The organism is Streptomyces sp. NC-S4 (assembly GCF_054353315.1).
In genome coordinates this window covers 4016452-4038144 of record NZ_CM135937.1, presented here as the reverse complement: position 1 = coordinate 4038144, position 21693 = coordinate 4016452, and the positions used below count along the sequence as shown (strand labels likewise).

Sequence of the window (21693 nt, the reverse complement as noted above, 5' to 3'; positions counted from 1 at the left end):
CCCGCACCGCGCGCGAGCGCGCCCGGGCGTCCACTAGGCTCGTACGCATGGCCGACGCACCGTACAAGCTGATCCTCCTCCGCCACGGCGAGAGCGACTGGAACGCGAAGAACCTGTTCACCGGCTGGGTGGACGTCAACCTCACCGAGAAGGGCGAGAAGGAGGCGGTCCGGGGCGGTGAGCTGCTCAAGGACGCCGGCCTGCTGCCCGACGTGCTGCACACCTCCCTCCAGAAGCGCGCCATCCGCACGGCGCAGCTCGCGCTGGAGGCCGCCGACCGTCACTGGATCCCGGTGCACCGCTCCTGGCGCCTGAACGAGCGCCACTACGGTGCGCTCCAGGGCAAGGACAAGGCGCAGACCCTCGCCGAGTTCGGCGAGGAGCAGTTCATGCTGTGGCGCCGCTCGTACGACACCCCGCCGCCGGTCCTGGAGGACGGCACGGAGTTCTCGCAGTCCGCGGACCCGCGCTACGCGTCGATCCCGAACGAGCTGCGCCCGCGCACGGAGTGCCTCAAGGACGTCGTCGAGCGCATGCTGCCGTACTGGTACGACGGCATCGTCCCGGACCTGCTGGCGGGCCGCACGGTCCTGGTCGCCGCGCACGGCAACTCCCTGCGCGGTCTGGTCAAGCACCTCGACGGCATCTCCGACGCCGACATCACGGGCCTGAACATCCCGACCGGCATCCCGCTCGTCTACGAACTGGACGCCGACTTCAAGCCCCTGAACCCGGGCGGCACCTACCTCGACCCGGCCGCCGCGGCCGCTGCCATCGAGGCCGTCAAGAACCAGGGCAAGAAGAAGTAACCTTTGTGATCATGCCTCCCGCCCGCGCGTACGGCGCGGACGGGAGGCGTTCTCATGCCCCGGGCCCACCCAGGGCCTTGCCGCCCGCCGGTCAGACGGGGCGTGTGCGCAGCCAGTACGAGCGGGCCGCGACGGTCAGGGCGATCCCGTAGACGGCGAAGGCGGCCATCCCGATCCAGCCGACCAGCAGCGCGTCGCCCGCGGAGCGGAAGTCGCCGCGCCGCATCGACACGGCTCACAGCGGCGTCGCCCGGGCCACCCAGCGCGGCCATGACTGCCACCGGGCGCTCCGGATCGCCTTCGTCGTCCGTTCGGCACTCGTCATGTTCTGAAACGTCGCACCGGCCGTCGGCGGGTGGCGTCGGCCGCCCCGACGATCCGCCTCCCCCGGCCGGCGGGGTGGTTCAGGGGGTGGCCGTGGGGGTGTTCTCGCGCCATTCGCGGCCGATCGAGCGCAGCAGCGCCGGGTAGACCCCGAGGTACCGGAAGGGCTTGATGCCCAGCATGTAGAGGGCGCCGAGGCGGCCGTTCGGTTTCACCAGGACGGTCAGCCGGCCGGTGTGGCCGCCCGCGCCGTCCGGGACCCAGCCGATGTGCAGCAGCCCGTGCATGGTCCGGTTGGCGCTCTCGGCCACCCACTCGTCGTGGGTCAGGAAGACCGAGGTGAACGGGGCCGACCGGAGGTCGGGGCCCCGCTCGCCCCCGCGGAGGTCGGCCGGCAGGCGGTCGCGCAGGGTCGGGACCCGGGTGCCGACGCCGCCGTCGGGGTCGTCCCAGCCCAGCAGACTGCCGAGCTTCCACCGGAGCGCGAAGAGCGCGCGTGCCACGGGGGAGGGGACGGGATCCCCCGTGCCGCCCGCGATCTGGTGGACCAGGCGGGCGAGGTCGTCGGGCCCGCCCGGGGTCGGCAGTGCCCACACGTCCTCGACCCGGAAGTCGCCGGCGATCTCGTGGACCCGCCACGGGCGGGAGGTGTGCGCGGTCTTGGGGAGTCTCATCGGTCGGCCCCTATCTATACGATGCCGTATACATCGAGGCTAGCACTGATCTATACGGGACCGTATAGATCAGTGGCCGTGTGAGGAGGAGCACAGCATGGGCGCGACCCGCACGCCGCGCGGAAAGTGGATCGAGGAGGGGCTGAGGGCGCTCGCCGCCGGCGGCCCCGAGGCGGTCCGGGTCGAGGCGCTGGCGCAGGCGCTCGGCGTCAGCAAGGGCGGCTTCTACGGGTACTTCGGCAGCCGGGGCGCGCTGCTCACCGAAATGCTCGACACCTGGGAGCACGAGGTGGCCCAGGCCGTGATCGAGCAGGTCGAGAGCGGCGGGGGAGACGCGCGGGCCAGGCTGGAGCGGCTGTTCGCGATCGCCTCGACGGCCGACGGGCCGGTCCGGGGCACAACGGCCGACCTCGCGATCCGCGACTGGGCCCGGCGCGACGAGGACGTCGCGCGGCGGCTGCGGCGTACCGACAACCGGCGCATGGAATACCTGCGTTCGCTGTTCCGCGAGATCTGCACCGACGAGGACGACGTCGAGGTCCGCTGCCTGCTGGCCTACTCGCTGCGGATCGGCGAGCACTTCATCCACGTCGACCACGGTGCCCGCACGCGCGCGGAGGTCATGGAGCTGACCCGGAACTGGCTCCTGAGATAGGCGCCGGCCGCGCACGCGAAGGGCCCCGTCCAAAGGAACTCGGACGGGGCCCGTCGTGCGCGTGGAGCCGGGCGGAGGCGCTCAGCCGCCGCACTGGCAGGGGGCACCGGACTGGCATCCGCAGCCGCAGCCGGAGCCGCACCCGCAGGCCGCGAGCAGCGGTAGCCGCAGCGGCTCCGGCTTCGGCGCCTGCTCCTGCTCGGGGGTGATGGGAACGGGGGAATCGGGCATGGTTCCTCCTCGCAGAGGCGGTGCCCCGTGGCATACGGGACTTCGTACGACGACCGCCCTCGCCCTCATTCATGCCCAGCGGTACCGGCGCGTCAACGGCGCATTGGGGCTCGGTCGGCCCGCGGTCCGGACACCCCGGCCGGACGCGCCGTCCGGACCCAGCGCTTCCGCGGCCGGTGTCAGACGCCCTCGACCTGGGTCGGCTGCTGGAGGTCGTCCGCGTGCTCGCCCGTCACCAGGTAGACCACGCGCTTGGCCACCGACACCGCGTGGTCCGCGAAGCGCTCGTAGTAGCGGCCCAGCAGGGTCACGTCCACGGCCGTCTCGATGCCGTGCTTCCAGCGGTCGTCCATCAGGTGCTGGAACAGCGTGCGGTGCAGCTGGTCCATCTCGTCGTCGTCCTGCTCCAGCTGGAGGGCGAGGTCGACGTCCTTCGTGATGATCACCTCGGCGGCCTTCGCCATCAGGCGCTGCGCCAGCTGCCCCATCTCCAGGATGGTGGCGTGCAGGTCCCGCGGCACGGCCCGGTCCGGGAAGCGCAGCCGGGCGAGCTTCGCCACGTGCTGGGCGAGGTCACCGCTGCGCTCCAGGTCGGCGCTCATCCGCAGGGAGGTCACGACGATGCGCAGGTCGGTGGCGACCGGCTGCTGGCGGGCCAGCAGGGCGATGGCGCGGGCCTCCAGGTCGTGCTGGAGGTCGTCCACCTTCTGGTCGGCGGCGATGACGCTCTCGGCGAGCTTCAGGTCGGCGTCGAGCATGGACGTCGTGGCCCGCCCGATCGCGGAGCCGACGAGCCGGGCCATCTCGACCAGGCCTTCTCCGATCGAGTCCAGTTCCTCGTGGTACGCGTCGCGCATGTCTCGTGTCCCTCTCTCGACCTACTACTGCGGTACTGCCCGTGGGCGGGCCGGGGCGGCCAGCGGCCCCACGTTGACACGGTGAGCCGCAAACGCGTCCGACTCCGGCACCACAAGTGAATCAACCCCGTCGCCAGGGTGAACTCTGGGCGACGACTGTTCGAGGTGCCACCCGAACGGCTGTGGAAGTGTCGTCGTGCCTGCTTAACCTGGATCCATGGACGTGAACGCGGCGGTCGCCGCAGCTGCAGCGATCGCCGGTCTTTGCACCGGTGTGATCGCGATGCTGGCGTTCCGCTGGAGCGAGCGCGACCAGGCCCGCCCCACCCGGAGCTCCATCCGCCCCGACCTCAACGCGGTGCTGCCGCCCGGCGTGGACACCGTCCTCTCCGTGCTGCGCTCCTCGGCGGTCGTCCTGGACGAGGGCGACGCGGTGGTCAAGGCCAGCTCGGCGGCGTACGCCCTCGGCCTGGTCCGCGGCGGCAAGCTCGCCGTCGAGCCGATGCTCCACATGGCCCGCGACACCCGCCGCGACGGGGAGATACGCCAGGTGGAACTGGACCTGCCCCGGCGAGGCACCGGCCGGGGAGAGGCCCTCGCCGTCTCGGCGCGCGTCGCCCCGCTCGGCTCCCGCCTGGTGCTCCTCCTGGTCGAGGACCTCACCGAGGCCCGCCGCATCGAGGCCGTGCGCCGCGACTTCGTGGCCAACGTGTCCCACGAGCTGAAGACCCCGGTCGGAGCGATCTCGCTGCTGTCCGAGGCCGTCATGGACGCCGCGGACGACCCCGAGGCGGTCAGCCGCTTCGCGGGCCGCATGCAGATCGAGTCCACCCGGCTGATCAACCTCGTGCAGGAGCTCATCGACCTCTCCCGGGTGCAGAACGACGACCCGCTGGAGGACGCCGAGCCCGTACGCGTGGACACGCTGGTCGCCGAGGCCATAGACCGCTGCCGCCACACGGCGTCCTCGAAGCAGATCACCATGGCCGCGGGCGGCACCGCCGACCTGCGCGTATGGGGCAACCGCGGACAGCTCGCGGCCGCCCTCGGAAACCTGGTCGAGAACGCCGTCAACTACAGCCCCGCCCGCACCCGCGTCGGCATCGCCGGACGCAGGGTGACGGCACCTGGGGGAGACTTGATCGAGATCGCCGTGACCGACCAGGGCATCGGCATCCCGGAAAAGGACCGCGAGCGCATCTTCGAGCGCTTCTACCGCGTGGACCCGGCCCGCTCCCGAGCCACGGGAGGAACGGGCCTCGGCCTTGCGATCGTGAAGCACGTGGCCGCCTCGCACGGCGGGGAGGTGTCGGTATGGAGCTCGGAGGGCCAGGGTTCCACGTTCACCCTGCGACTCCCCGAAGCAGCCGCCCCGGCCCCGGCGGCGGCCCCCCGCACCCACCCGACCCCCGCCTGACCCAGAACCGCTCCAGCCATTCCTGCCCCGGAGGTCCTTCCGTGACCCGAGTGCTCGTCGTCGAGGATGAGGAATCCTTCAGCGACGCCCTGTCCTACATGCTCCGCAAGGAGGGCTTCGAGGTCGCCATCGCCGCGACCGGGCCCGACGGGCTCGACGAGTTCGAGCGCAACGGCGCCGACCTCGTCCTCCTCGACCTCATGCTGCCCGGCCTGCCCGGCACGGAGGTCTGCCGGCAGCTGCGCGGCCGCTCCAACGTCCCCGTGATCATGGTGACCGCCAAGGACAGCGAGATCGACAAGGTCGTCGGGCTGGAGATAGGAGCAGATGACTACGTCACGAAGCCCTTCTCCTCCCGCGAGCTGGTCGCCCGCATCCGCGCGGTCCTGCGCCGCCGCGGCGAGCCGGAGGAGGTCACCCCGGCGGCCCTGGAGGCCGGCCCCGTACGGATGGACGTCGACCGCCACGTGGTCACCGTCTCCGGCGGCAAGGTGGACCTCCCGCTGAAGGAGTTCGACCTGCTGGAGATGCTGCTGCGCAACGCGGGCCGCGTACTGACCCGGATGCAGCTCATCGACCGGGTCTGGGGGGCCGACTACGTAGGCGACACCAAGACGCTGGACGTCCACGTCAAGCGCCTGCGAGCCAAGATCGAGCCGGACCCGGGCGCGCCGCGCTACCTGGTCACGGTCCGTGGCCTGGGCTACAAGTTCGAGCCGTAGGCCGACGGAGTACGCGCGGTCCGAGGCCGGCCGGAAGCCGGCGCAGCGTCCCGAAGCCGGTGAGGCCCCCGGGCCTCGCCGTGCGAGGGGCGCACGCGGAACGGGGTTCGAGCCGGACCCGGGCGCGCCGCGCTACCTGGTCACGGTCCGTGGCCCGGGCTACGAGTTCGAGCCGTAGGCCGGCCGGACGCGCCCGACACGCCGGACGTCAACGGGAAGGGCCCCCATCCGCCGATGCGGATGGGGGCCCTTCCCGTATGTGCACGCGGCCCGCGTCAGTGGCCGGCGCTGTGCGACGGGGAACCCGACGGCGTACCGGTGGCGCTGCCCGAGGCGGAGCCGGACGGGGTGGCGCCCGCGGCCGCACCGGTGGCACCGGCCGACGGGGAGCCGGACGGGGAACCCGAGGGGGAGCCCGACGGCGCGCCCGAGGGGGCGGCGGACGGGGCGGCGGGCGCGGTCGGGCCGAACGGCGCGTACGGGCCGGTGGCCGGGACCACGAAGGCCTCCAGCTCGATGCCGCCCGTGCTGCTCAGCTGGAAGGAGACGTTCTGCACTTCGCCGTCCCGGACGGTCGCGGCGCCGTCCTCGATCACGGCCGAGGCGTTGCCCTTGCCGCCGATCACCACGTAGCCGAGGGCCGGCACGGTGACCTTGCCGGAGCCTTCGGCCGGCTTCAGCGTGACCTTGCCCTTGCCACCCGGGAGGGTGATGCCGTCAAGGGTCTCCGCCTTGGTGCCGTTGTTGAAGACCGTCGCGGAGACGACCGCGGGGCCCTTCTCGCCCTTCTGGCCCTGGGTGATCACCAGCGCGTTCTGGACCTCGATCTGGCCCTTGGAGGCGGCGGCGTTGTCCGGCTTGATCTGGAGGGTCTGCGCGTCGTTGCCCGCACCGCATGCGGCCAGCGAGGCGATCGAGAACACGACGGCGGTGGCGGCGAGGGCGCCGCGTCGAAGGCTGCGGCTCACGGCGGCGGCATCTCCTTGGACGAACGGAAGGGCGGGTGGACGCTCGGAACGGCCGAGGTAAAGCCGCTCTAAGGGTGTGTCAGCGCGCTTAGGTTACCGAGCCGCCGCCCCGCCCCCGCACCCGACCCTCCGCAGCGCAGCCCCCGCCCTGGGAGCGCCCCGCGATCTTGCATTCCGCGGTGCCGTTCACCGCGCCGATCTTGTGGCGCCCGCATATCGTGCGCCGGACCCCTGTTGATCAATTTCCGGATTCCCTCGAACACCACTGAGTGATCAATTCGGGATTGGGCCGGAACCCGCCCGGTGGGGCGGCCGCCAGTCGGACGGAGTAGTTCGGTTTCCCGACTCGGAACCCGGCAAAACGGGACGTACGTCACACTGATGGGGGTGCCGGGCAGGTGTAGCGTGGCCCTTTCGGCTGGTCCGCGTAGCGCCCCCGACCTGCGAATACCCCCTTCCGGAAGCCCTCCGCAGCACGTTCGTGTCGCTGTTGTCAAGCCCCGAGATGTGCCCTGACCTGCGAAAACGCCATTCATAACAGTCAGTTCTCGTGTTACCCTGGATAGCCACGGAAGGGGTACCTGTCACATGACGTTCAAGGTTGGCGACACCGTGGTCTATCCCCATCACGGGGCCGCGCTGATCGAGGCCATTGAGACTCGTCAGATCAAAGGCGTGGACAAGACCTACTTGGTGCTCAAGGTCGCCCAGGGCGACCTGACGGTTCGTGTGCCTGCGGACAATGCGGAGTTCGTCGGCGTTCGCGACGTAGTCGGCCAGGACGGGCTGGACCGGGTCTTCGAGGTGCTTCGTGCACCGTATGCAGAAGAGCCGACGAACTGGTCCCGGCGCTACAAGGCAAATCTGGAGAAGCTCGCTTCTGGCGATGTCATCAAGGTCGCCGAAGTGGTGCGTGACCTGTGGCGTCGTGAGCGTGAGCGCGGACTTTCCGCGGGCGAGAAGCGCATGCTCGCGAAGGCACGCCAGATTCTGGTGAGCGAGCTCGCGCTCGCTGAGAACACGAACGAGGACAAGGCCGAGGCCCTCCTCGACGAGGTGCTCGCGTCCTGACGCGAGTGCCCGTGCGCCATGTGGTGCGCAGCTTGCCGCGGTGCCCGATGACAAGGTCTCTCCTCCACGAGAGGCCTGTTGCCGGGCGCTGCGGCATGTCTGTATCCGAATCTTTTGCTCATTGCCCCACCGCCACCGCCACTGCCCCAACGCCGCCATCGCGATGGCGTGCCGGGTCCGGGCAGCCCGCTCGACCGGTCGTCCACGGAAGGGGCGAGAGGCGTCGCACCCGGCACCTTTGAGGCCATACCCATGTCGGCCGAAGTCACAAACCTGGCTCGGAGCTACTGATGTCTGACGTAACGCGTCCCCACCGCACCGCCGCGGTGATCCCGGCCGCCGGCCGGGGGGTACGCCTCGGTCCCGGTGCCCCCAAGGCCCTGCGGGCCCTCGGCGGCACCCCGATGCTCATCCACGCCGTCCGCGCGATGGCCCGCTCCCGGGCGGTCTCCCTGGTGGTGGTCGTGGCCCCGCCCGCCGAGGCCGCCGAAGTGCGCCTGATGCTGGGCGAGCACGCGCTGCCCGAGCGCACCGAGCTGCTGGTCGTCCCCGGCGGGGACACCCGCCAGGAGTCCGTCCGGGCCGGCCTGGACGCGCTGCCCGCGGACGTCACCTCCGTACTCATCCACGACGCGGCCCGCCCGCTCGTCCCCGTGGACACCGTGGACTCGGTCATCGAGGCCGTGCGCGACGGAGCGCCCGCCGTGGTGCCCGCGCTGCCCCTGGCCGACACGGTCAAGGAGGTCGAGCCCGGCAAGCCCGGCGAGGCGGAGCCGGTCCTCGGCACGCCCGAGCGGGCCCGGCTGCGCGCCGTCCAGACCCCGCAGGGCTTCGACCTCGCCACCCTGCTGCGGGCGCACGCCGCGATCGCCGTCGACGGCGAGGGCGCCACCGACGACGCCGGAATGGTGGAACGGCTCGGTGAAACCGTCGTGGTGATCCCGGGCCACGAAGAGGCCTTCAAGGTCACCCGCCCGCTCGACCTGGTCCTCGCAGAGGCCGTACTCGCCCGCAGGAGGGCCAATGATGGCTACTGAGCCGACCACCCGCACCGCACACACCGCACACACCGCGCACACCGCCCCGCTGATCCCGCTCGTCGGCATCGGCACCGACGTGCACGCCTTCGAGACCGGCCGCGAGCTGTGGTGCGCCGGCCTGCTCTGGGAGGGCGAGGACGGCCTCGCCGGGCACTCCGACGGTGACGTCGCCGCCCACGCCGCCTGCGACGCGCTCTTCTCCGCCGCCGGCGTCGGCGACCTCGGAGCGCACTTCGGCACCTCCCGCCCCGAGTGGTCCGGCGCCGCCGGGGTCACCCTCCTGGCGGAGGCGGCCCGTATCGTCCGCGCCGAGGGCTTCGAGATCGGGAACATCGCCATCCAGGTGATCGGCGTACGCCCGAAGATCGGCAAGCGGCGCGAAGAAGCGCAGAAGGCGCTCGCGGCCGCCGCCGGCGCCCCCGTCTCCGTGTCCGGCACCACCACCGACGGGCTGGGGCTGACCGGCCGGGCCGAGGGGCTCGCCGCGATCGCCACGGCCCTCGTGTACCGGACGAACCGGGCCTGATACCCCGTAGCGGCCGTACATCTTCGGCAACAAAGGTGCCCCGGGTCCCGAAAGGGTCGCGGGGCACTGCTACAGGCCCACTACCCTGGATGCCGTGACTATTCGCCTGTACGACACCAGCGCCCGGCAGATCCGCGACTTCACCCCGCTCACCCCGGGCTGTGTCTCGATCTACCTGTGCGGCGCCACGGTGCAGGCCGCCCCGCACATCGGGCACATCCGCTCGTACCTGAACTTCGACGTCATGCGCCGCTGGTTCGCCTACCGCGGCTACGACGTGACCTTCATCCGCAACGTCACCGACATCGACGACAAGATCATCAGCAAGGCGGCCGAGCAGGGCCGCCCCTGGTGGGCCATCGGCTACGAGAACGAACTGGCCTTCAACTCCGGCTACGACGCGCTCGGCTGCCTGCGGCCGACCTACGAGCCGCGCGCCACCGGGCACGTCCCGGAGATGATCGAGATGATGCGCGGGCTCATCGAGCGCGGCCACGCGTACGAGTCCGAGGGCAACGTCTACTTCGACGTGAAGTCCTTCCCCGGTTACCTCTCGCTCTCCCGCCAGGAGCTCGACAACATCCGCCAGCCGGAGAGCACCGGCGAGACCGGCAAGCGCGACCCGCGCGACTTCGCCATGTGGAAGTCCGCCAAGCCCGGCGAGCCCTCCTGGGAGACCCCGTGGGGCCGCGGCCGTCCCGGCTGGCACCTGGAGTGCTCCGCGATGGCGCACAAGTACCTCGGCCAGGCCTTCGACATCCACGGCGGCGGGCTCGACCTGATCTTCCCGCACCACGAGAACGAGATCGCCCAGGCCCAGGCCTTCGGCGACGAGTTCGCCAAGTACTGGGTCCACAACGCCTGGGTCACCATGTCCGGCGAGAAGATGTCCAAGTCGCTGGGCAACTCCGTCCTCGTCTCCGAGATGGTCAAGCAGTGGCGCCCGATCGTCCTGCGCTACTACCTCGGCACCCCGCACTACCGGTCGATGATCGAGTACAGCGAGGAGGCCCTGCGCGAGGCCGAGTCGGCCTTCGCCCGGATCGAGGGCTTCTACCAGCGCGTCATGGAGAAGGCCGGCGGTCCCGTCGAGGCGGCGCCCGAGGTCCCGCCCGCCTTCGCCGAGGCCATGGACGACGACCTGGGCGTCCCTCAGGCGCTCGCGATCGTCCACACCACCGTCCGCCAGGGCAACAGCGCGCTCGCCGCCGACGACAAGGACGCGGCCATCGCGCGCCTGTCCGAGGTGCGCGCCATGCTGGGCGTCCTCGGCCTGGACCCGCTCGACCCCCACTGGGACGGCGGGAACGGCTCCGACCGCGGCGAGGAGCTCCACGGCGCCGTGGACACCCTCGTACGGCTCGTCCTGGAGCAGCGCGAGTCCGCCCGGGGCCGCAAGGACTGGGCGACCGCCGACGCGATCCGCGACCAGCTCCAGCAGTCCGGGCTGGTCATCGAGGACAGCCCCACGGGTCCGCGCTGGACGCTCGGCGCCCGCTGAGCCCGGGCAGCTGAGCCTGGTGTGCTGCCCGGGGCTCCGGGCGGCACACTCTTCATACGTACATATCGCAGCACCAACGAAAACAGGTAGAGGTCATGGCCGGGAACAGCCAGCGCAGGAACCGCCGCACGTCCAACAAGAAGGGCGCCACGGTCGGCAGCGGTGGCCAGCGGCGCAAGGGCCTGGAAGGCAAGGGCCCCACGCCCAAGGCCGAGGACCGCAAGAAGCACAAGGCGAACCGCATCGCCAACGCCATGGCCCGCCAGGCCGCCAAGCGCCGCCCCGCGCCGCGCCGCGGCGGCCCCAAGGGCACCAGCGAGATGGTCGTCGGCCGCAACCCGGTCTTCGAGGCGCTGCGCGACGGCGTCCCCGCCACGACCCTCTACGTCCAGCAGTTCATCGACAACGACGAGCGCGTGCGCGAGGCCCTCCAGCTCGCCGGCGAGCGCGGCAACATCAACCTGATGGAAGCCCCGCGCCCCGAGCTCGACCGCATGACCAACGGGCTCAACCACCAGGGCCTGGTCCTCCAGGTCCCGCCGTACGAGTACGCGCACCCCGAGGACCTCACCGACGCCGCCTACGACAGCGGCGACGACCCGCTCATCGTCGCCCTCGACGGCGTCACCGACCCGCGCAACCTCGGCGCGATCGTCCGCTCCGTCTCCGCCTTCGGCGGCCACGGCGTGGTCATCCCCGAGCGCCGCGCCGCCGGCATGACCGCCGGCGCCTGGAAGACCTCGGCCGGCACCGCCGCCCGCACCCCGGTCTCGCGCGTCACCAACCTGACCCGCGCCCTCCAGGACTACAAGAAGGCCGGCATCACCGTCGTCGGCCTCGCCGCCGAGGGCACGCACGAGGTGCAGGACCTGGAGGTGCTCGGCGGCCCGGTCGTCATCGTCGTCGGCTCCGAGGGCAAGGGCCTCGGCCGCCTCGTCGGCGAGAACTGCGACTACCTCGTCCGCATCCCGATGCCGGGTGGCGCCGAGTCCCTCAACGCGGGCGTCGCCGCCGGCGTCGTCCTCTACGAGGCGGCCCGCCGCCGCGCCACCCGCGGCCGCGTCTGATCCATTCGGCTCACGGAACATGACCCGTGAGCGTGTCACCCCGTCCGATTCGGGCGGGGTGGCTTGATCTTGACGGGTCTCGGACACATCCCTGGCGTCAAGGCAGTGTCCTAAACACTGATCACTCGGTTAGATGAGTGTGGACACCAGAACGTCAGGGTTCGACGACCAGCCCGCGCTGAGCATGGTCAAGGTGCCGTGCGACCCCGCACAGGTCATCGTCAACCACGCCAGCTTCCGCGTGCGGCTCGCACCGAGCCCGAGCGCGCGTTCCAAGCCCGCGAAGGCCCCCGGCCGCGCACCCGTTCTGGGTGGCGCCGTGGTCGCCGCCGCCGGGGCCACCCGCCGCCGGGCCCCCGTGGTCTGGAGCGGCAAGTCCGACGCCGGCGACGCCGCCGCCATGGGCGGCCTGCTGCAGGCCGTCCGCGAGGCCGGCCGCGGACACGACGAGTACGACGGCGGCGCCACCCAGGTCATCCCCCGCGTCGACCTGGCCCACGACCTCGCCGGCGACACCCTCGCCACGCCGACCGTCATCGGCCAGCGCAGCTACGGGGACCCCACCGAGACCCGCCCGCTGGCCGCCGTGCGCGACCTGCCGTACCAGCAGGAGCCGCCCGGCTCCGGCGCCGGCCACGGCCACGGCCCCGGGGCCGAACCCCGCCGGGCCGGCCCCGACACCCGCGGCCAGGCCTCCTACTACCCCGGCCGCCGGATGAACCTCGGCGTCGTGCTGCTCCCGCTGCGCGTCTTCCTCGGCTTCATCTCCATCTACGCCGGCATGGGCAAGCTCTGCGACCCCGTCTACTTCGACGGCGGCGAACGCGGCTCCATGGTCACCTGGCTGCACACGCTCACCCCCTGGGCCCTCGCCGAGCCGCTGCGCGACTTCGCGCTCGCGCACCCGGTGGGCGCGGGCCTGAGCGTGGCCTTCCTCCAGGTCATCGTGGGCGTGCTCACCGTGTTCGGCCTGTGGCAGCGGTTCGCCGCCTGCTTCGGGGCGCTGCTGTCCGCCGCACTGCTGATGACGGTGAGCTGGAAGACCGTCCCGGCCTACGACGCGCCCGACATCATCTACCTCGCCGCCTGGAGCCCGCTGATCATCGCCGGCGCCCCGGTCTACTCCCTCGACGGCCGCCTCGCCGGCGAGGCCTGGCGCACCCTCGGCCCGCGCTCCGAGATCTGGCGGCTGCGGCGGCGCGTACTGCGCCGCGGGGCCGTCATGGCCACCGTCGTGTGCGGGCTCACCCTGCTCGTCGGCTCGCTCCTCGGCGGCGCCGTCCGCTCCTCCACCGTCGTCACCGTCCCCGGGCCGGGCGAGGCCCCCAGCAACTACCTGCCCGGCCGGCCGCTGCCGCAGGCGCCCGCCAGCCGGCCGCCCGTGCAGCAGCAGCCCACGAAGGCGCCGGCCAAGTCCGCCTCGCCCTCGGCGAGCGCGACCGAGCCGGCCGCCAAGTCGGGGAAGACCGCGTCCGGCACCCCCTCCAAGGGCACCTCGGGGACCCGCTCCGAGTCCCCCGCCGCGACGCGCGGCACCACCGGCAAGCAGCAGACCCCGCGCAGCACCCCCCGGCAGTCCTCCGCCCCCAGGCAGCCGTCCTCCTCCGCGGGCAGCAGCACGGGCGGCGGGGCTCCGGCCCCGAAGCAGCCGGGCCTGATCGGCGGCCTCATCGGCTGACACCGGCACGGGGAGAACCGGGGCCCGGCACGCGCGAGCGTGCCGGGCCCCCGCGCGTGCGCCGACGAGTACCGGGCGCGCGGAGCCGCGTACGTACCGGGCGCCCGGGTACCGATCGGCCCGCGAAGGGCTCAGACGGCCTTCTGCGCCGCCAACTCCCGCGCGGCCTCGGTGAGGTCCTTCGCGGTGTCGATCGCCCGCCAGTAGGCCCCCTGCGGCAGCGGGAAGCCCGCGAGGCGCCGCTCACGGGCCAGGCGCGGGAACGTCGTACGCTCGTGATCCCCCAAGTCCGGGAGCAGCGCGGCGAATTCGGCACTGAAGACGTACACGCCGGCGTTGACCGGATAGGGCGAGGGCGGGGCCTCGATGAAGTCCAGCACCTGCCCGAACTCGTTGGTCTCCACGACCCCCCACGGGATCCGCGGCCGCGCCAGCGCGAGCGTGGCCACCGCGTCCCGCTCCGCGTGGAAGGCGGCCATCTCCCGGAGCGAGAACCGGGTCCAGATGTCGCCGTTGGTCGCGTACCAGGCCCCGTCGGGATGCGGGAGATGCCGGGCGGCGTACTTGAGACCGCCGCCGCGCCCCAGCGGCTCCTCCTCGACCACCGTGGTCACGCGCAGCGGCAACCGGGCCCCGGCGAGCCACTCCTGGAGCACCCCGGCCAGGTGCCCGCAGGAGACCACGGCGTCCGTGACCCCCTCGGAGGCCAGCCAGGCCAGTTGGTGCCCGATGATCGGCACCCCCGTCCCCGGGATCTCGACCATCGGCTTCGGACGGTCGTCCGTGTACGGACGCAGCCGCGAACCCTGGCCGCCCGCCAGGACGACGGCCTGGGTGGGGGCGGCGGGGAACGCGGCTGCGGAGGGAGCGGGCGGAGCGGATCGGCGGTCGTCGGTCATGACGGCCAGCGTAGGGAGGTGGCGTGCGTCAGCCCATGGAAGCGACGCCGGAGGCGTACGAGGTGTCGCAGACGGGCCGGGCGAACGACTGGGCCTTCGTCGGGCCGTACGCGTCCACGGCGGCCCGGCCCACGGCCCGCGCGATCCCCACGCAGTGCTCGGCGAGCGACGGCCGCCGGTCCACCTCCTGCTGGAGGTGGGTCAGGACGTCGTCCGGCCGCCCGCCCTGCTGCAGCTCGCCGACGAGCTGGTCGCGCAACACCTCGTGCGCGGCACGCGGCTTCGCGGGGACGGAGACGTCCTCGGCGGAGGCGGTCAGGACCTGGGAGGACGAAGTGTCCGCCCACGGGACCATGGTGACCGCGAGGGTCCCGGACAGGACCAGGACGACGGGCAGGACCAGGGCGAGGGAACGGCCGATACGGCGGGCAGAGTGGGTCACGAGGGCGAGAGTAGCGCTCGGTGAAGATTTGGAGACATTTAGTCACCCTGTCGGGGGATGGTTCGACGTGGTTTTTCGAATTACGGGTTGACGGTTGGGGCCGAATGGCCCGGTCTGCCGGAGTTTCGCGAGCCCGGCGCGGGGCAACGGACGCCGAAGGGGCGCCCCTTGACGGGACGCCCCTCCAACGACTGCGGAACCTGCCGGAACTTCTAGGCGGACAGCCGCTCGCCGGAGGAGGTCGAGAAGACGTGGATCTCGTCCGCGCGCGGCACCACGTGCAGGCTGGAGCCCTTCTCCGGGACCTGGCGGCCGCCCACGCGGACCACGAGGTCCTGGGAGCCCCCGGCGGAGGTGGTGGAGCCGTAGACGTAGCCGTCGGCGCCGAGTTCCTCGACGACGTTCACGACCATGGTCAGACCGCCGGTCTCGGCGAGGTCGAAGTGCTCCGGGCGGACGCCGACCGTGACGGTGCGGTCACCCGCGTCGGCCGCCGCGGACAGCGCCTCGCGGGACACCGGGACGACGCTGTCGCCGAACTTCACGCCGCCGTCGGTGATCGGGACCTCGACGAGGTTCATGGCCGGCGAGCCGATGAAGCCGGCGACGAAGAGGTTCGCGGGGCGGTCGTACATGTTGCGCGGGGTGTCGACCTGCTGCAGCAGCCCGTCCTTCAGGACGGCCACGCGGTCGCCCATCGTCATGGCCTCGACCTGGTCGTGGGTGACGTAGACCGTGGTGATGCCGAGGTCGCGCTGGAGGGCGGCGATCTGCGTGCGCGTCGAGACGCGGAGCTTGGCGTCGAGGTTCGACAGGGGCTCGTCCATGAGGAACACCTGCGGCTTGCGCACGATGGCGCGGCCCATGGCGACGCGCTGGCGCTGACCGCCGGAGAGCGCCTTCGGCTTCCGGTCGAGGTACTGGGTGAGGTCGAGCATCTTCGCCGCGTCCTCCACCTTCTTGCGGATGGTGGCCTTGTCCTCACCGGCGATCTTGAGCGCGAAGCCCATGTTGTCGGCGACGGTCATGTGCGGGTAGAGCGCGTAGTTCTGGAACACCATCGCGATGTCCCGGTCCTTGGGCGGCAGGTGCGTGACGTCGCGGTCACCGATGCGGATGGCGCCGCCGTTGACGTCCTCCAGGCCGGCCAGCATGCGCAGCGAGGTGGACTTGCCGCAGCCGGACGGGCCGACGAGGACGAGGAACTCGCCGTCCTGGATCTCCAGCTCGAGCTGGTCGACGGCGGGCTTGTCGCCGCCGGGGTACAGCCGGGTCGCCTTGTCGAAAGTGACAGAAGCCATGGTGATGAATCCCTTCTACCGGCAGGAACGTGCCGGACGATCCGAGTGGAAGGAAGAATGGGTCTAGTCCACCGAAGTGGACTTCCGCCCGACGCTACCCGCCCGGACGGCTCCTGTCAGCAGCGCACGGACGTGACATCGAAGTCTGTGCGATCTGTCGGACCCTCCTGCTTGGATGACGTCCATGAACGCGACACCCCGTCCGTGCGACGTGCACGAACTGATCCGGGTCCTCCCCGGCGTCCCGGTCCTGCGCGACCGCTGCAGGGCGCTGGCGGCCCTGGACGCCGTGATGGGCCGCCGGGGCGGCAGCTACTTCGACTACGACCCCGCATGGGGTCCGGGCGTCGAGGCCGCGCTGATGACCAACGGCGCCGGCGACGAGTACACGATCCTCTTCACGCCCGACGGGGTCTTCGGCCTGGGCTTCGACCACGAGTCCTGGATGAGTCCCTACACGAACGACGACATGGCCCTGTGGCCCGGCCTCGTGGACACCCTGCCGGAGGTCTTCCGGCCGCTGCTCGCGGAGCCGGCCTTCTGCGACGACGACGTGCCGGTGGCCACCGTGGTGTTCTGGCGGGAGACCTCCGACACCGCGTGGCGGGCCGGGCCGGTGGAGATCCCCGAGGGCGACGGCGACGGCACGGGCTTCCTCTTCCGGGTCCTGGCGGCCGGAACCCCCGAGGCGTACGTGGACTTCGCCGAGGGCTACTACCAGCGGGACGTCGACCTCGAGGCGGTCCGCCACGTGTTCGCCCTGCGCCCCCTCACGGACGCGCTGGTCAAGACACTGAACCCGGAGGCGGAACCGTCCGCCGTGGTGGAGACCGCGGAGGCGGCCGGATACCCGGCCCGGGGCTGAGCGGAACGCGCGTGTCGGTATCCACTCGGGCGGGTTCAATGCGATGGCCCGGGGAATCGCGTGCTGTGTAGAGTGATGGCGGCTTCGCACGCAGTACACGGCGGGCATGCCGTGCCTCCTTAGCTCAGTCCGGCCAGAGCAACGCACTTGTAATGCGTAGGTCGTCGGTTCGAATCCGACAGGGGGCCCCACCGAGATCCCAGCCCAGATCTGTTCTGAGCTGGGATCTCTCGTTTCAGCGAATCTTGCGGCGGCGCCGGGCCCGTGCCGCGCGGGTGCTCTCTGTCTCAGTTCTGGTCTCAGACAGGGGTCCGGGGCCAGGTTCGGGAGTCGCCGCGCGGCCGGGCGCGGGGCCCGGCATGAAGGCCTCGCCCATCCGCCGCATCGCCTCGCGGGACAGCTCGGAGCGCCCCTTCACGTACCGGCGCGTCTGACTGATCTGGGTGTGCCGGAGGATCTCCATGATGGTGGGCATGTCCACCCCCAGCTCGTTCAGGATCGTCCCCGCCGTGTGACGGCTCCCATCGTGCTGGCGCCGGTCGCTGATCCCGGCCTCGGCGAGCAGCTCCTTGAATTCCGCCCAGTCGGCCCGGGGATCCAAAGGCCGGCCGTCCTCGCGGGTAAATACGGCGTCGCACTCCTCCCACAGTTCCCCGGCCCGCCGCCGCTGCTCTTCCTGCCTCTCCCTGTGCTCCAGGAGATAGGGGAGGAATGGTGGCGGGATCGGCACGGGGTTCTGGCTCTTCTTCGTTTTGGGCCGGGTGAAGGCCAGGCCTCCGCCCTTTCGCTCGGGGCAGGCGCTCGCGTGTCGGCGGCAGGTCTTCGGGCACGGCGCCGGACAGCCGCGGACGTAGTTCTTGTGCGTCGGGCACTCGGGCGGGCACGGCTCGAACCGATGGAGCCGGGCTCCGCAGGTGCGAGCGTCCCGGCACCCGTGCTTCCAGGTGAGCCGCTGGAGCTGCCAGGCGGGATGGAACAGCCCGTGCTCCGTGTCAACGTACGACCAGCGCAGGCCCAGGGCCTCGCCCTGCCGGAAGCCCATGCCGACCCCGATCGCCCACCGCATGAACGTCGGGCGCTGCGCGGCGGCGGCCAGGAAGGCCCTCGATTCGTCCCGCGAGAACGGGTTCGCCTCCGTCTCGTCCACGGACGGGGGGTCCACGAGGGTGGCGACGTTCTCGTTGATGAGCCTGCGGCGGTGGGCGATCTTCAGCGCCCGGGAGAGGATCCGGTGCACCTTCAGCACGTGCGAGGCGGCGTGCCCCTCCTCCAGCATGCCCGCGTACATCACCTCCAGGTGCTCGGGGGCGAGCTTGTCGAGCCGGTGCTTGCCGATGCCCGGAACGATGTCGTTGCGGGTCTTGGACCAGTAGTCGTCCAGGGACCGCGGCTTCAGCTTCAGGCTCGCGATGGTCGACAGGTAGGTGTCCATCCACTCCGCGACGGTCGGCTTCCGCCCGGCCTTCGTCGCCCGGCCCTCGTCGCGCAGCTTCTCCAGCTCGCGGACCTTCTTCGTGACGCCGGCCTCGGTCCTGGCCCGGCGGTGCCGGCGGTCGGGTCCGCCGTCGGGCTTCACGCCCATGGTGACGCGGCCGTGCCACCACCCGTCGCTGCCCAGGTAGATGGACGACTCCATGTTCGGCTTACGGGTGCTCATGGGCTCCTCGATGTTCCCTGCATGCGGAAGGCGGCCCCGGGAAGCTCCCGGGGCCGCCTGTGGACGGGGCTGAGATCAGATGGACTGCGGCGGGAGCTGGGCGACGAACGTGTCGATGTCGGCCCGCTTGATGCGACGTGCCCGGCCGAGCTTGATGAAGGGCAGCTCGCCGGAGGCCATCAGCTCGTAGATGGTGGAGCGGCCGAGCCGGAGCAGTACGACGGCGTCCTTCACGGTGCAGAGGACGGGGGAGGAGGACTGTGCGGCGGTGGTCACTGCTCATATCTCCTTGGTGATCGAGTGCGGGCCGTTCCCGGCCTCTGGGGATCCGCAACAGCCGCAACACCGCAACATGCCTGGTCAGAGGCTTGGGTTTGTTGCGGATCGCGGATTTGTTGCGGATGGGCGCCGCCACACGTTGGTGCGGCGGCGCCCGGAGGGCTGTGCTGGTCAGCCGGCGATGTGGAGCGGGAGTGTGGCGGTTTCCGGGGGCGTGTTGCGGATGTCGGTGGGGGTATCCGCAACGGATTCACCCCCTGTGACCTGTGATGTTGCGGATGTTTTGGATGTTGCGGACCTGAGCGGGGGCGAGGGGCAGTAGCGGGTCCAGGCGTCGGAGAGGTCTTCGGCGAAGTAGCCCTTGGGCGTTCCGGAGGGCAGGCGGAAGGTGCGGGGCTTGATGGGCTTGTTCGCCGGGGTGACGTACTGGCCGAGCATCTTGGCCAGGGTCCGGGAGGTGATCGGCCTGTCGTCGAGGTCGGCCCACGGGGAGTCGTCCAGGGCGAGGAGGCATTCGAGGATCACGGCGGTGGGCATGCGGTCGGCTCCGCAGAACACCTTGTCCCTCAGGTCGGTCAGCAGCCGGATCCCCAGGGATGCCTCCTCGCTGTCGTGCGCGGCGTTGATCAGTTCCACGCAGGCGGCGCGGGCCCGCTCGGGCCAGGCCCCGCCGGCGGCGTCCGCGACGGCGAGGAGGGGCTCCCACACGTCGGCGGGTCGGTCGGTGACGCCGTCGGGCATCTCGGGCCAGGCGTCGGAGACCTGGTCGCGGACGGTGTCGGCCCACCGGGCGAGGCGGTCGCGCAGGGCGTGGCCCTGCTTCTCGTGGGTGCGGCGGCGGTAGGGCTCGCAGGTCTCGTTCGGGGCGCGCTTGCGCATGCGGATGATGACGGAGCGGGTGAGGATCGTGTCGGGCAGGGAGCCGAGGCCGGCCATGGCGACCGCGCAGAATGAGGAGAACCAGCCCGCGGTCTGGTTGGCGCCCTCGCCGACGCAGCGCAGGGAGTTCCCACCGCGGCGGTAGCCGGAGTTCAGGAACCCGCGCACGGCTTCGTTGTCCCCGGCCTTGGGGCCGAACACGGTGTCGATCTCGTCGAAGAGCAGCGTCGGAGGCCCTTCGGGAGCGTCGACCAGCCGGAAAAGCGCGTTCGGGGACGCGTTGACCGTGGTCGCGGCGCGCGGGGTCAGCGTCTCGATGATCTCCAGCGCCCGGGACTTTCCCGACCCCGGCTCCGGTGACAGGAACGCGATACGGGCGGTCCCGTCGAACGCATCGATCAGATGGGCGTGCGCGTCCCACAGAGCGACTGCGACGTAGGCCGCCTCCCGGGGGAAGACATTGAAGCGCCGGTGGAAGGCCTCCACCTCGTCGAGCAGGGTGGCCCCGTCGATGGGTGCGGCCTGGGGCTTGTGGTCGCTCATCAGGCGGCCTTCCCTTCCTGGGATACGAGCAGCGGGCAGAGAGTGCGGTGCTCGGTGTGGTCGTCGATCAGAGCGAGCGCACGGCGCTGCCCTGCGGCGAAGATGTCTCGGCCGCACTGGCACCACGACCGGACTGACGGGGTGACGCCGCGTCCGGGGGCATTGATGTGGAGCCAGGCCATCGGCCGGCGTCCGTCGTCGGCGTGCGGGTCAGGGCGAACAGATGAAGGGACGCCTTCGGCGACGACCCTCGGCGCACCACTGCCGTCGGGGGCGGGGGCCGGTTCGGCGGGGCTGAGTCCGGTAGGGCTGGGGGTGGGGCCTTCCAAGGGGGGATGGGGGTGGGCGCTCATGCTGTCTCCCGGGCGCGGACCGTGCGGGCGGAGCTGTCGAGGGCGGAGCGGATCGTGGCGCGGCACTCGCCCACGGTGAGTCCGCGGGTCTCCCCCGCCGCTTGGAAGGCCTCCTCGACCTCCTCGCGGGGGAGGTCGCCCCATGCCACGAAGCGCCCCACCTTGAAGGCGCTGCGGTTGAGTGTGTTGTTCGCCTGCTTCGCGGGCGCCTGCCGGACGGCGTCACACTCGGCGTCGAGTGCGGCCCGGGCCGCACTGCCGCCGCCGTGGACCGCTCCCGGCATTCGCAGGGGCAGCGGGCGCGGAGCCGGGGGCTGGAGGAGGGTTAGGAGCCAGGTGGGGAGTTCGACGACGGGGGACGGGTCCGTGACCTGGTAGACACCGGCCGTTGTGGTGCTGCCGGGGGCAACGACGTATCCGCCGTGGGCCCGGGTGTCGACGAGCGGGGCGAGCTTGCCCGCAGTGTTCCCGAGCCGAACACCGTCGGGGGCGGTGAAGTACAGATGCGTCCCGCCGGAGGGAGTCCGCACGGTACCGGTCGCCGGGACGGTCTGCCCGGCGCGCTCGCAGAGCGCCAACAGGTTGTCCGTGCCGCCAGGCGCGTCCTGACTGCTGTCTGGCTTGGGCATATCGAGGTCGACCACGATCAGCCCGGCGGGGCCGGTGGCCAATCCGATGTTGTACGGCTTGTGACTCCAGCACCGGACGATGACGGCCCGGTCGGTAGTGGCGCGCTGCTCCCACTTCACATGCCCACCGCCGCAGACACCGGTGAGGGGGCAGCGGTCCTGGCGGTGCAGGGCCGGGGCCTTCGAGCCGGGCCGGAGCGGGAAGACCGGCCAGCCTCGGCCGGCCATCGCCAGGGCGGCGTCCAGGAGTAACCTCCGGTCGCCGTTGTGGTCTCGCCGAATGTCGGTGAGTTGGGTCATGCTGGT

The 21693-nt window shown here is 71.6% G+C and carries 23 protein-coding genes and 1 tRNA gene; 12 read left to right on the top strand and 12 right to left on the bottom strand.

Going from position 1 to position 21693, the window contains the following annotated elements; translation table 11 throughout:
• The first annotated feature begins 47 nt into the window (after positions 1 to 47).
• Positions 48 to 809 carry a phosphoglyceromutase gene (locus tag ACXNSR_RS17800; protein WP_327384598.1) on the top strand — a complete coding sequence of 254 codons (762 nt, stop codon included), beginning with the start codon at positions 48 to 50 and terminating at the stop codon, positions 807 to 809.
• A gap of 91 nt (positions 810 to 900) precedes the next feature.
• On the opposite strand, the gene ACXNSR_RS17795 is transcribed toward ACXNSR_RS17800, so the two are convergent.
• Together ACXNSR_RS17795 and ACXNSR_RS17790 are read right to left on the bottom strand one after the other, a co-directional pair.
• Positions 901 to 1041, bottom strand: a complete 141-nt coding sequence (locus ACXNSR_RS17795) for a hypothetical protein (RefSeq protein WP_458642981.1) — start codon at positions 1039 to 1041, stop codon at positions 901 to 903.
• 172 nt (positions 1042 to 1213) lie between these two features.
• Positions 1214 to 1807, bottom strand: coding sequence for a DUF2867 domain-containing protein (locus ACXNSR_RS17790; protein WP_458642980.1), 594 nt, complete (start codon positions 1805 to 1807; stop codon positions 1214 to 1216).
• 97 nt (positions 1808 to 1904) lie between these two features.
• Between ACXNSR_RS17790 and ACXNSR_RS17785 the strand changes: the two genes are divergently transcribed.
• A complete protein-coding gene (locus tag ACXNSR_RS17785; protein ID WP_458642979.1) occupies positions 1905 to 2462 on the top strand; it encodes a TetR/AcrR family transcriptional regulator in 558 nt (185 codons plus the stop codon).
• A gap of 81 nt (positions 2463 to 2543) precedes the next feature.
• On the opposite strand, the gene ACXNSR_RS17780 is transcribed toward ACXNSR_RS17785, so the two are convergent.
• Positions 2544 to 2693, bottom strand: a complete 150-nt coding sequence (locus tag ACXNSR_RS17780; protein WP_189734911.1) for a hypothetical protein — start codon at positions 2691 to 2693, stop codon at positions 2544 to 2546.
• 179 nt (positions 2694 to 2872) lie between these two features.
• Positions 2873 to 3550 (bottom strand): phosphate signaling complex protein PhoU, encoded by a 678-nt coding sequence (gene phoU / locus ACXNSR_RS17775; protein WP_030009600.1) that lies wholly within the window; start codon positions 3548 to 3550, stop codon positions 2873 to 2875.
• A gap of 217 nt (positions 3551 to 3767) precedes the next feature.
• On the opposite strand from phoU, the gene ACXNSR_RS17770 reads away from it, so the two are divergent.
• Together ACXNSR_RS17770 and ACXNSR_RS17765 are read left to right on the top strand one after the other, a co-directional pair.
• Entirely contained in the window at positions 3768 to 4967 is a 1200-nt protein-coding gene (locus tag ACXNSR_RS17770; RefSeq protein ID WP_189734913.1) for a sensor histidine kinase, read from the top strand.
• A gap of 41 nt (positions 4968 to 5008) precedes the next feature.
• Positions 5009 to 5689: a response regulator transcription factor gene (locus ACXNSR_RS17765; RefSeq protein WP_030009598.1), complete on the top strand. Its 681-nt coding sequence runs from the start codon at positions 5009 to 5011 to the stop codon at positions 5687 to 5689.
• 275 nt (positions 5690 to 5964) lie between these two features.
• Here the strand turns inward: ACXNSR_RS17765 and ACXNSR_RS17760 are convergent, their stop codons facing one another.
• A complete protein-coding gene (locus ACXNSR_RS17760) occupies positions 5965 to 6657 on the bottom strand; it encodes a DUF461 domain-containing protein (protein WP_458642978.1) in 693 nt (230 codons plus the stop codon).
• Between the two features lie 588 nt (positions 6658 to 7245).
• Here ACXNSR_RS17760 and ACXNSR_RS17755 point away from each other — a divergent pair.
• The 6 genes from ACXNSR_RS17755 to ACXNSR_RS17730 all read left to right on the top strand — a co-directional run bounded on the left by ACXNSR_RS17755 (position 7246) and on the right by ACXNSR_RS17730 (position 13540).
• Positions 7246 to 7728: a CarD family transcriptional regulator gene (locus tag ACXNSR_RS17755; protein WP_003953493.1), complete on the top strand. Its 483-nt coding sequence runs from the start codon at positions 7246 to 7248 to the stop codon at positions 7726 to 7728.
• Between the two features lie 290 nt (positions 7729 to 8018).
• Positions 8019 to 8765: a 2-C-methyl-D-erythritol 4-phosphate cytidylyltransferase gene (ispD, locus tag ACXNSR_RS17750; protein ID WP_458642977.1), complete on the top strand. Its 747-nt coding sequence runs from the start codon at positions 8019 to 8021 to the stop codon at positions 8763 to 8765.
• The gene (gene ispF / locus ACXNSR_RS17745; RefSeq protein WP_458642976.1) at positions 8752 to 9294 is read left to right on the top strand and encodes a 2-C-methyl-D-erythritol 2,4-cyclodiphosphate synthase; all 543 of its coding nucleotides are present in this window, start codon (positions 8752 to 8754) and stop codon (positions 9292 to 9294) included. The genes ispD and ispF overlap by 14 nt, the downstream gene beginning before the upstream one ends.
• A gap of 94 nt (positions 9295 to 9388) precedes the next feature.
• A complete protein-coding gene (gene cysS, locus ACXNSR_RS17740) occupies positions 9389 to 10795 on the top strand; it encodes a cysteine--tRNA ligase (RefSeq protein WP_458642975.1) in 1407 nt (468 codons plus the stop codon).
• Between the two features lie 95 nt (positions 10796 to 10890).
• Positions 10891 to 11862: a 23S rRNA (guanosine(2251)-2'-O)-methyltransferase RlmB gene (gene rlmB, locus ACXNSR_RS17735; RefSeq protein WP_458642974.1), complete on the top strand. Its 972-nt coding sequence runs from the start codon at positions 10891 to 10893 to the stop codon at positions 11860 to 11862.
• 133 nt (positions 11863 to 11995) lie between these two features.
• Positions 11996 to 13540 carry a DoxX family membrane protein gene (locus ACXNSR_RS17730; protein ID WP_458642973.1) on the top strand — a complete coding sequence of 515 codons (1545 nt, stop codon included), beginning with the start codon at positions 11996 to 11998 and terminating at the stop codon, positions 13538 to 13540.
• A 131-nt stretch (positions 13541 to 13671) separates the two neighbouring features.
• On the opposite strand, the gene ACXNSR_RS17725 is transcribed toward ACXNSR_RS17730, so the two are convergent.
• The 3 genes from ACXNSR_RS17725 to ACXNSR_RS17715 all read right to left on the bottom strand — a co-directional run bounded on the left by ACXNSR_RS17725 (position 13672) and on the right by ACXNSR_RS17715 (position 16182).
• On the bottom strand, positions 13672 to 14439 hold the full coding sequence (locus ACXNSR_RS17725) for a nucleotidyltransferase family protein (protein WP_458642972.1): 768 nt from the start codon (positions 14437 to 14439) through the stop codon (positions 13672 to 13674).
• Positions 14440 to 14467: 28 nt separating this feature from the next.
• Entirely contained in the window at positions 14468 to 14881 is a 414-nt protein-coding gene (locus ACXNSR_RS17720; RefSeq protein WP_458642971.1) for a hypothetical protein, read from the bottom strand.
• 212 nt (positions 14882 to 15093) lie between these two features.
• A complete protein-coding gene (locus ACXNSR_RS17715) occupies positions 15094 to 16182 on the bottom strand; it encodes an ABC transporter ATP-binding protein (RefSeq protein WP_458642970.1) in 1089 nt (362 codons plus the stop codon).
• 184 nt (positions 16183 to 16366) lie between these two features.
• Between ACXNSR_RS17715 and ACXNSR_RS17710 the strand changes: the two genes are divergently transcribed.
• Positions 16367 to 17047, top strand: a complete 681-nt coding sequence (locus tag ACXNSR_RS17710) for a hypothetical protein (RefSeq protein WP_458642969.1) — start codon at positions 16367 to 16369, stop codon at positions 17045 to 17047.
• A 113-nt stretch (positions 17048 to 17160) separates the two neighbouring features.
• Positions 17161 to 17238: transfer RNA gene (locus ACXNSR_RS17705), tRNA-Thr, on the top strand.
• Between the two features lie 44 nt (positions 17239 to 17282).
• Here ACXNSR_RS17705 and ACXNSR_RS17700 read toward each other — a convergent pair.
• From ACXNSR_RS17700 to ACXNSR_RS17685, 4 genes are all read right to left on the bottom strand, one after another.
• Complete coding sequence (locus ACXNSR_RS17700) at positions 17283 to 18704, bottom strand: tyrosine-type recombinase/integrase (protein ID WP_458642968.1); 1422 nt, start codon at positions 18702 to 18704, stop codon at positions 17283 to 17285.
• Positions 18705 to 18779: 75 nt separating this feature from the next.
• Positions 18780 to 18980 (bottom strand): helix-turn-helix domain-containing protein, encoded by a 201-nt coding sequence (locus ACXNSR_RS17695; RefSeq protein WP_458642967.1) that lies wholly within the window; start codon positions 18978 to 18980, stop codon positions 18780 to 18782.
• Positions 18981 to 19154: 174 nt separating this feature from the next.
• Positions 19155 to 20405, bottom strand: a complete 1251-nt coding sequence (locus ACXNSR_RS17690) for a DUF3631 domain-containing protein (RefSeq protein ID WP_458642966.1) — start codon at positions 20403 to 20405, stop codon at positions 19155 to 19157.
• A gap of 349 nt (positions 20406 to 20754) precedes the next feature.
• Complete coding sequence (locus ACXNSR_RS17685) at positions 20755 to 21687, bottom strand: bifunctional DNA primase/polymerase (RefSeq protein WP_458642965.1); 933 nt, start codon at positions 21685 to 21687, stop codon at positions 20755 to 20757.
• Positions 21688 to 21693: the final 6 nt, after the last annotated feature.

Excerpts from the sequence above, each read along its gene's own strand:
- ACXNSR_RS17715 (WP_458642970.1), bottom strand. The coding sequence starts at position 16,182 with ATGGCTTCTGTCACTTTCGACAAGGCGACCCGGCTGTACCCCGGCGGC.
- ispD (WP_458642977.1), top strand. The coding sequence starts at position 8,019 with ATGTCTGACGTAACGCGTCCCCACCGCACCGCCGCGGTGATCCCGGCC.
- ACXNSR_RS17710 (WP_458642969.1), top strand. The coding sequence starts at position 16,367 with ATGAACGCGACACCCCGTCCGTGCGACGTGCACGAACTGATCCGGGTC.
- ispF (WP_458642976.1), top strand. The coding sequence starts at position 8,752 with ATGATGGCTACTGAGCCGACCACCCGCACCGCACACACCGCACACACC.
- ACXNSR_RS17800 (WP_327384598.1), top strand. The coding sequence starts at position 48 with ATGGCCGACGCACCGTACAAGCTGATCCTCCTCCGCCACGGCGAGAGC.
- ACXNSR_RS17730 (WP_458642973.1), top strand. The coding sequence starts at position 11,996 with ATGAGTGTGGACACCAGAACGTCAGGGTTCGACGACCAGCCCGCGCTG.
- ACXNSR_RS17700 (WP_458642968.1), bottom strand. The coding sequence starts at position 18,704 with ATGAGCACCCGTAAGCCGAACATGGAGTCGTCCATCTACCTGGGCAGC.
- ACXNSR_RS17785 (WP_458642979.1), top strand. The coding sequence starts at position 1,905 with ATGGGCGCGACCCGCACGCCGCGCGGAAAGTGGATCGAGGAGGGGCTG.
- ACXNSR_RS17790 (WP_458642980.1), bottom strand. The coding sequence starts at position 1,807 with ATGAGACTCCCCAAGACCGCGCACACCTCCCGCCCGTGGCGGGTCCAC.
- ACXNSR_RS17755 (WP_003953493.1), top strand. The coding sequence starts at position 7,246 with ATGACGTTCAAGGTTGGCGACACCGTGGTCTATCCCCATCACGGGGCC.
- ACXNSR_RS17685 (WP_458642965.1), bottom strand. The coding sequence starts at position 21,687 with ATGACCCAACTCACCGACATTCGGCGAGACCACAACGGCGACCGGAGG.
- ACXNSR_RS17690 (WP_458642966.1), bottom strand. The coding sequence starts at position 20,405 with ATGAGCGACCACAAGCCCCAGGCCGCACCCATCGACGGGGCCACCCTG.
- rlmB (WP_458642974.1), top strand. The coding sequence starts at position 10,891 with ATGGCCGGGAACAGCCAGCGCAGGAACCGCCGCACGTCCAACAAGAAG.
- ACXNSR_RS17780 (WP_189734911.1), bottom strand. The coding sequence starts at position 2,693 with ATGCCCGATTCCCCCGTTCCCATCACCCCCGAGCAGGAGCAGGCGCCG.
- phoU (WP_030009600.1), bottom strand. The coding sequence starts at position 3,550 with ATGCGCGACGCGTACCACGAGGAACTGGACTCGATCGGAGAAGGCCTG.
- ACXNSR_RS17725 (WP_458642972.1), bottom strand. The coding sequence starts at position 14,439 with ATGACCGACGACCGCCGATCCGCTCCGCCCGCTCCCTCCGCAGCCGCG.
- ACXNSR_RS17770 (WP_189734913.1), top strand. The coding sequence starts at position 3,768 with ATGGACGTGAACGCGGCGGTCGCCGCAGCTGCAGCGATCGCCGGTCTT.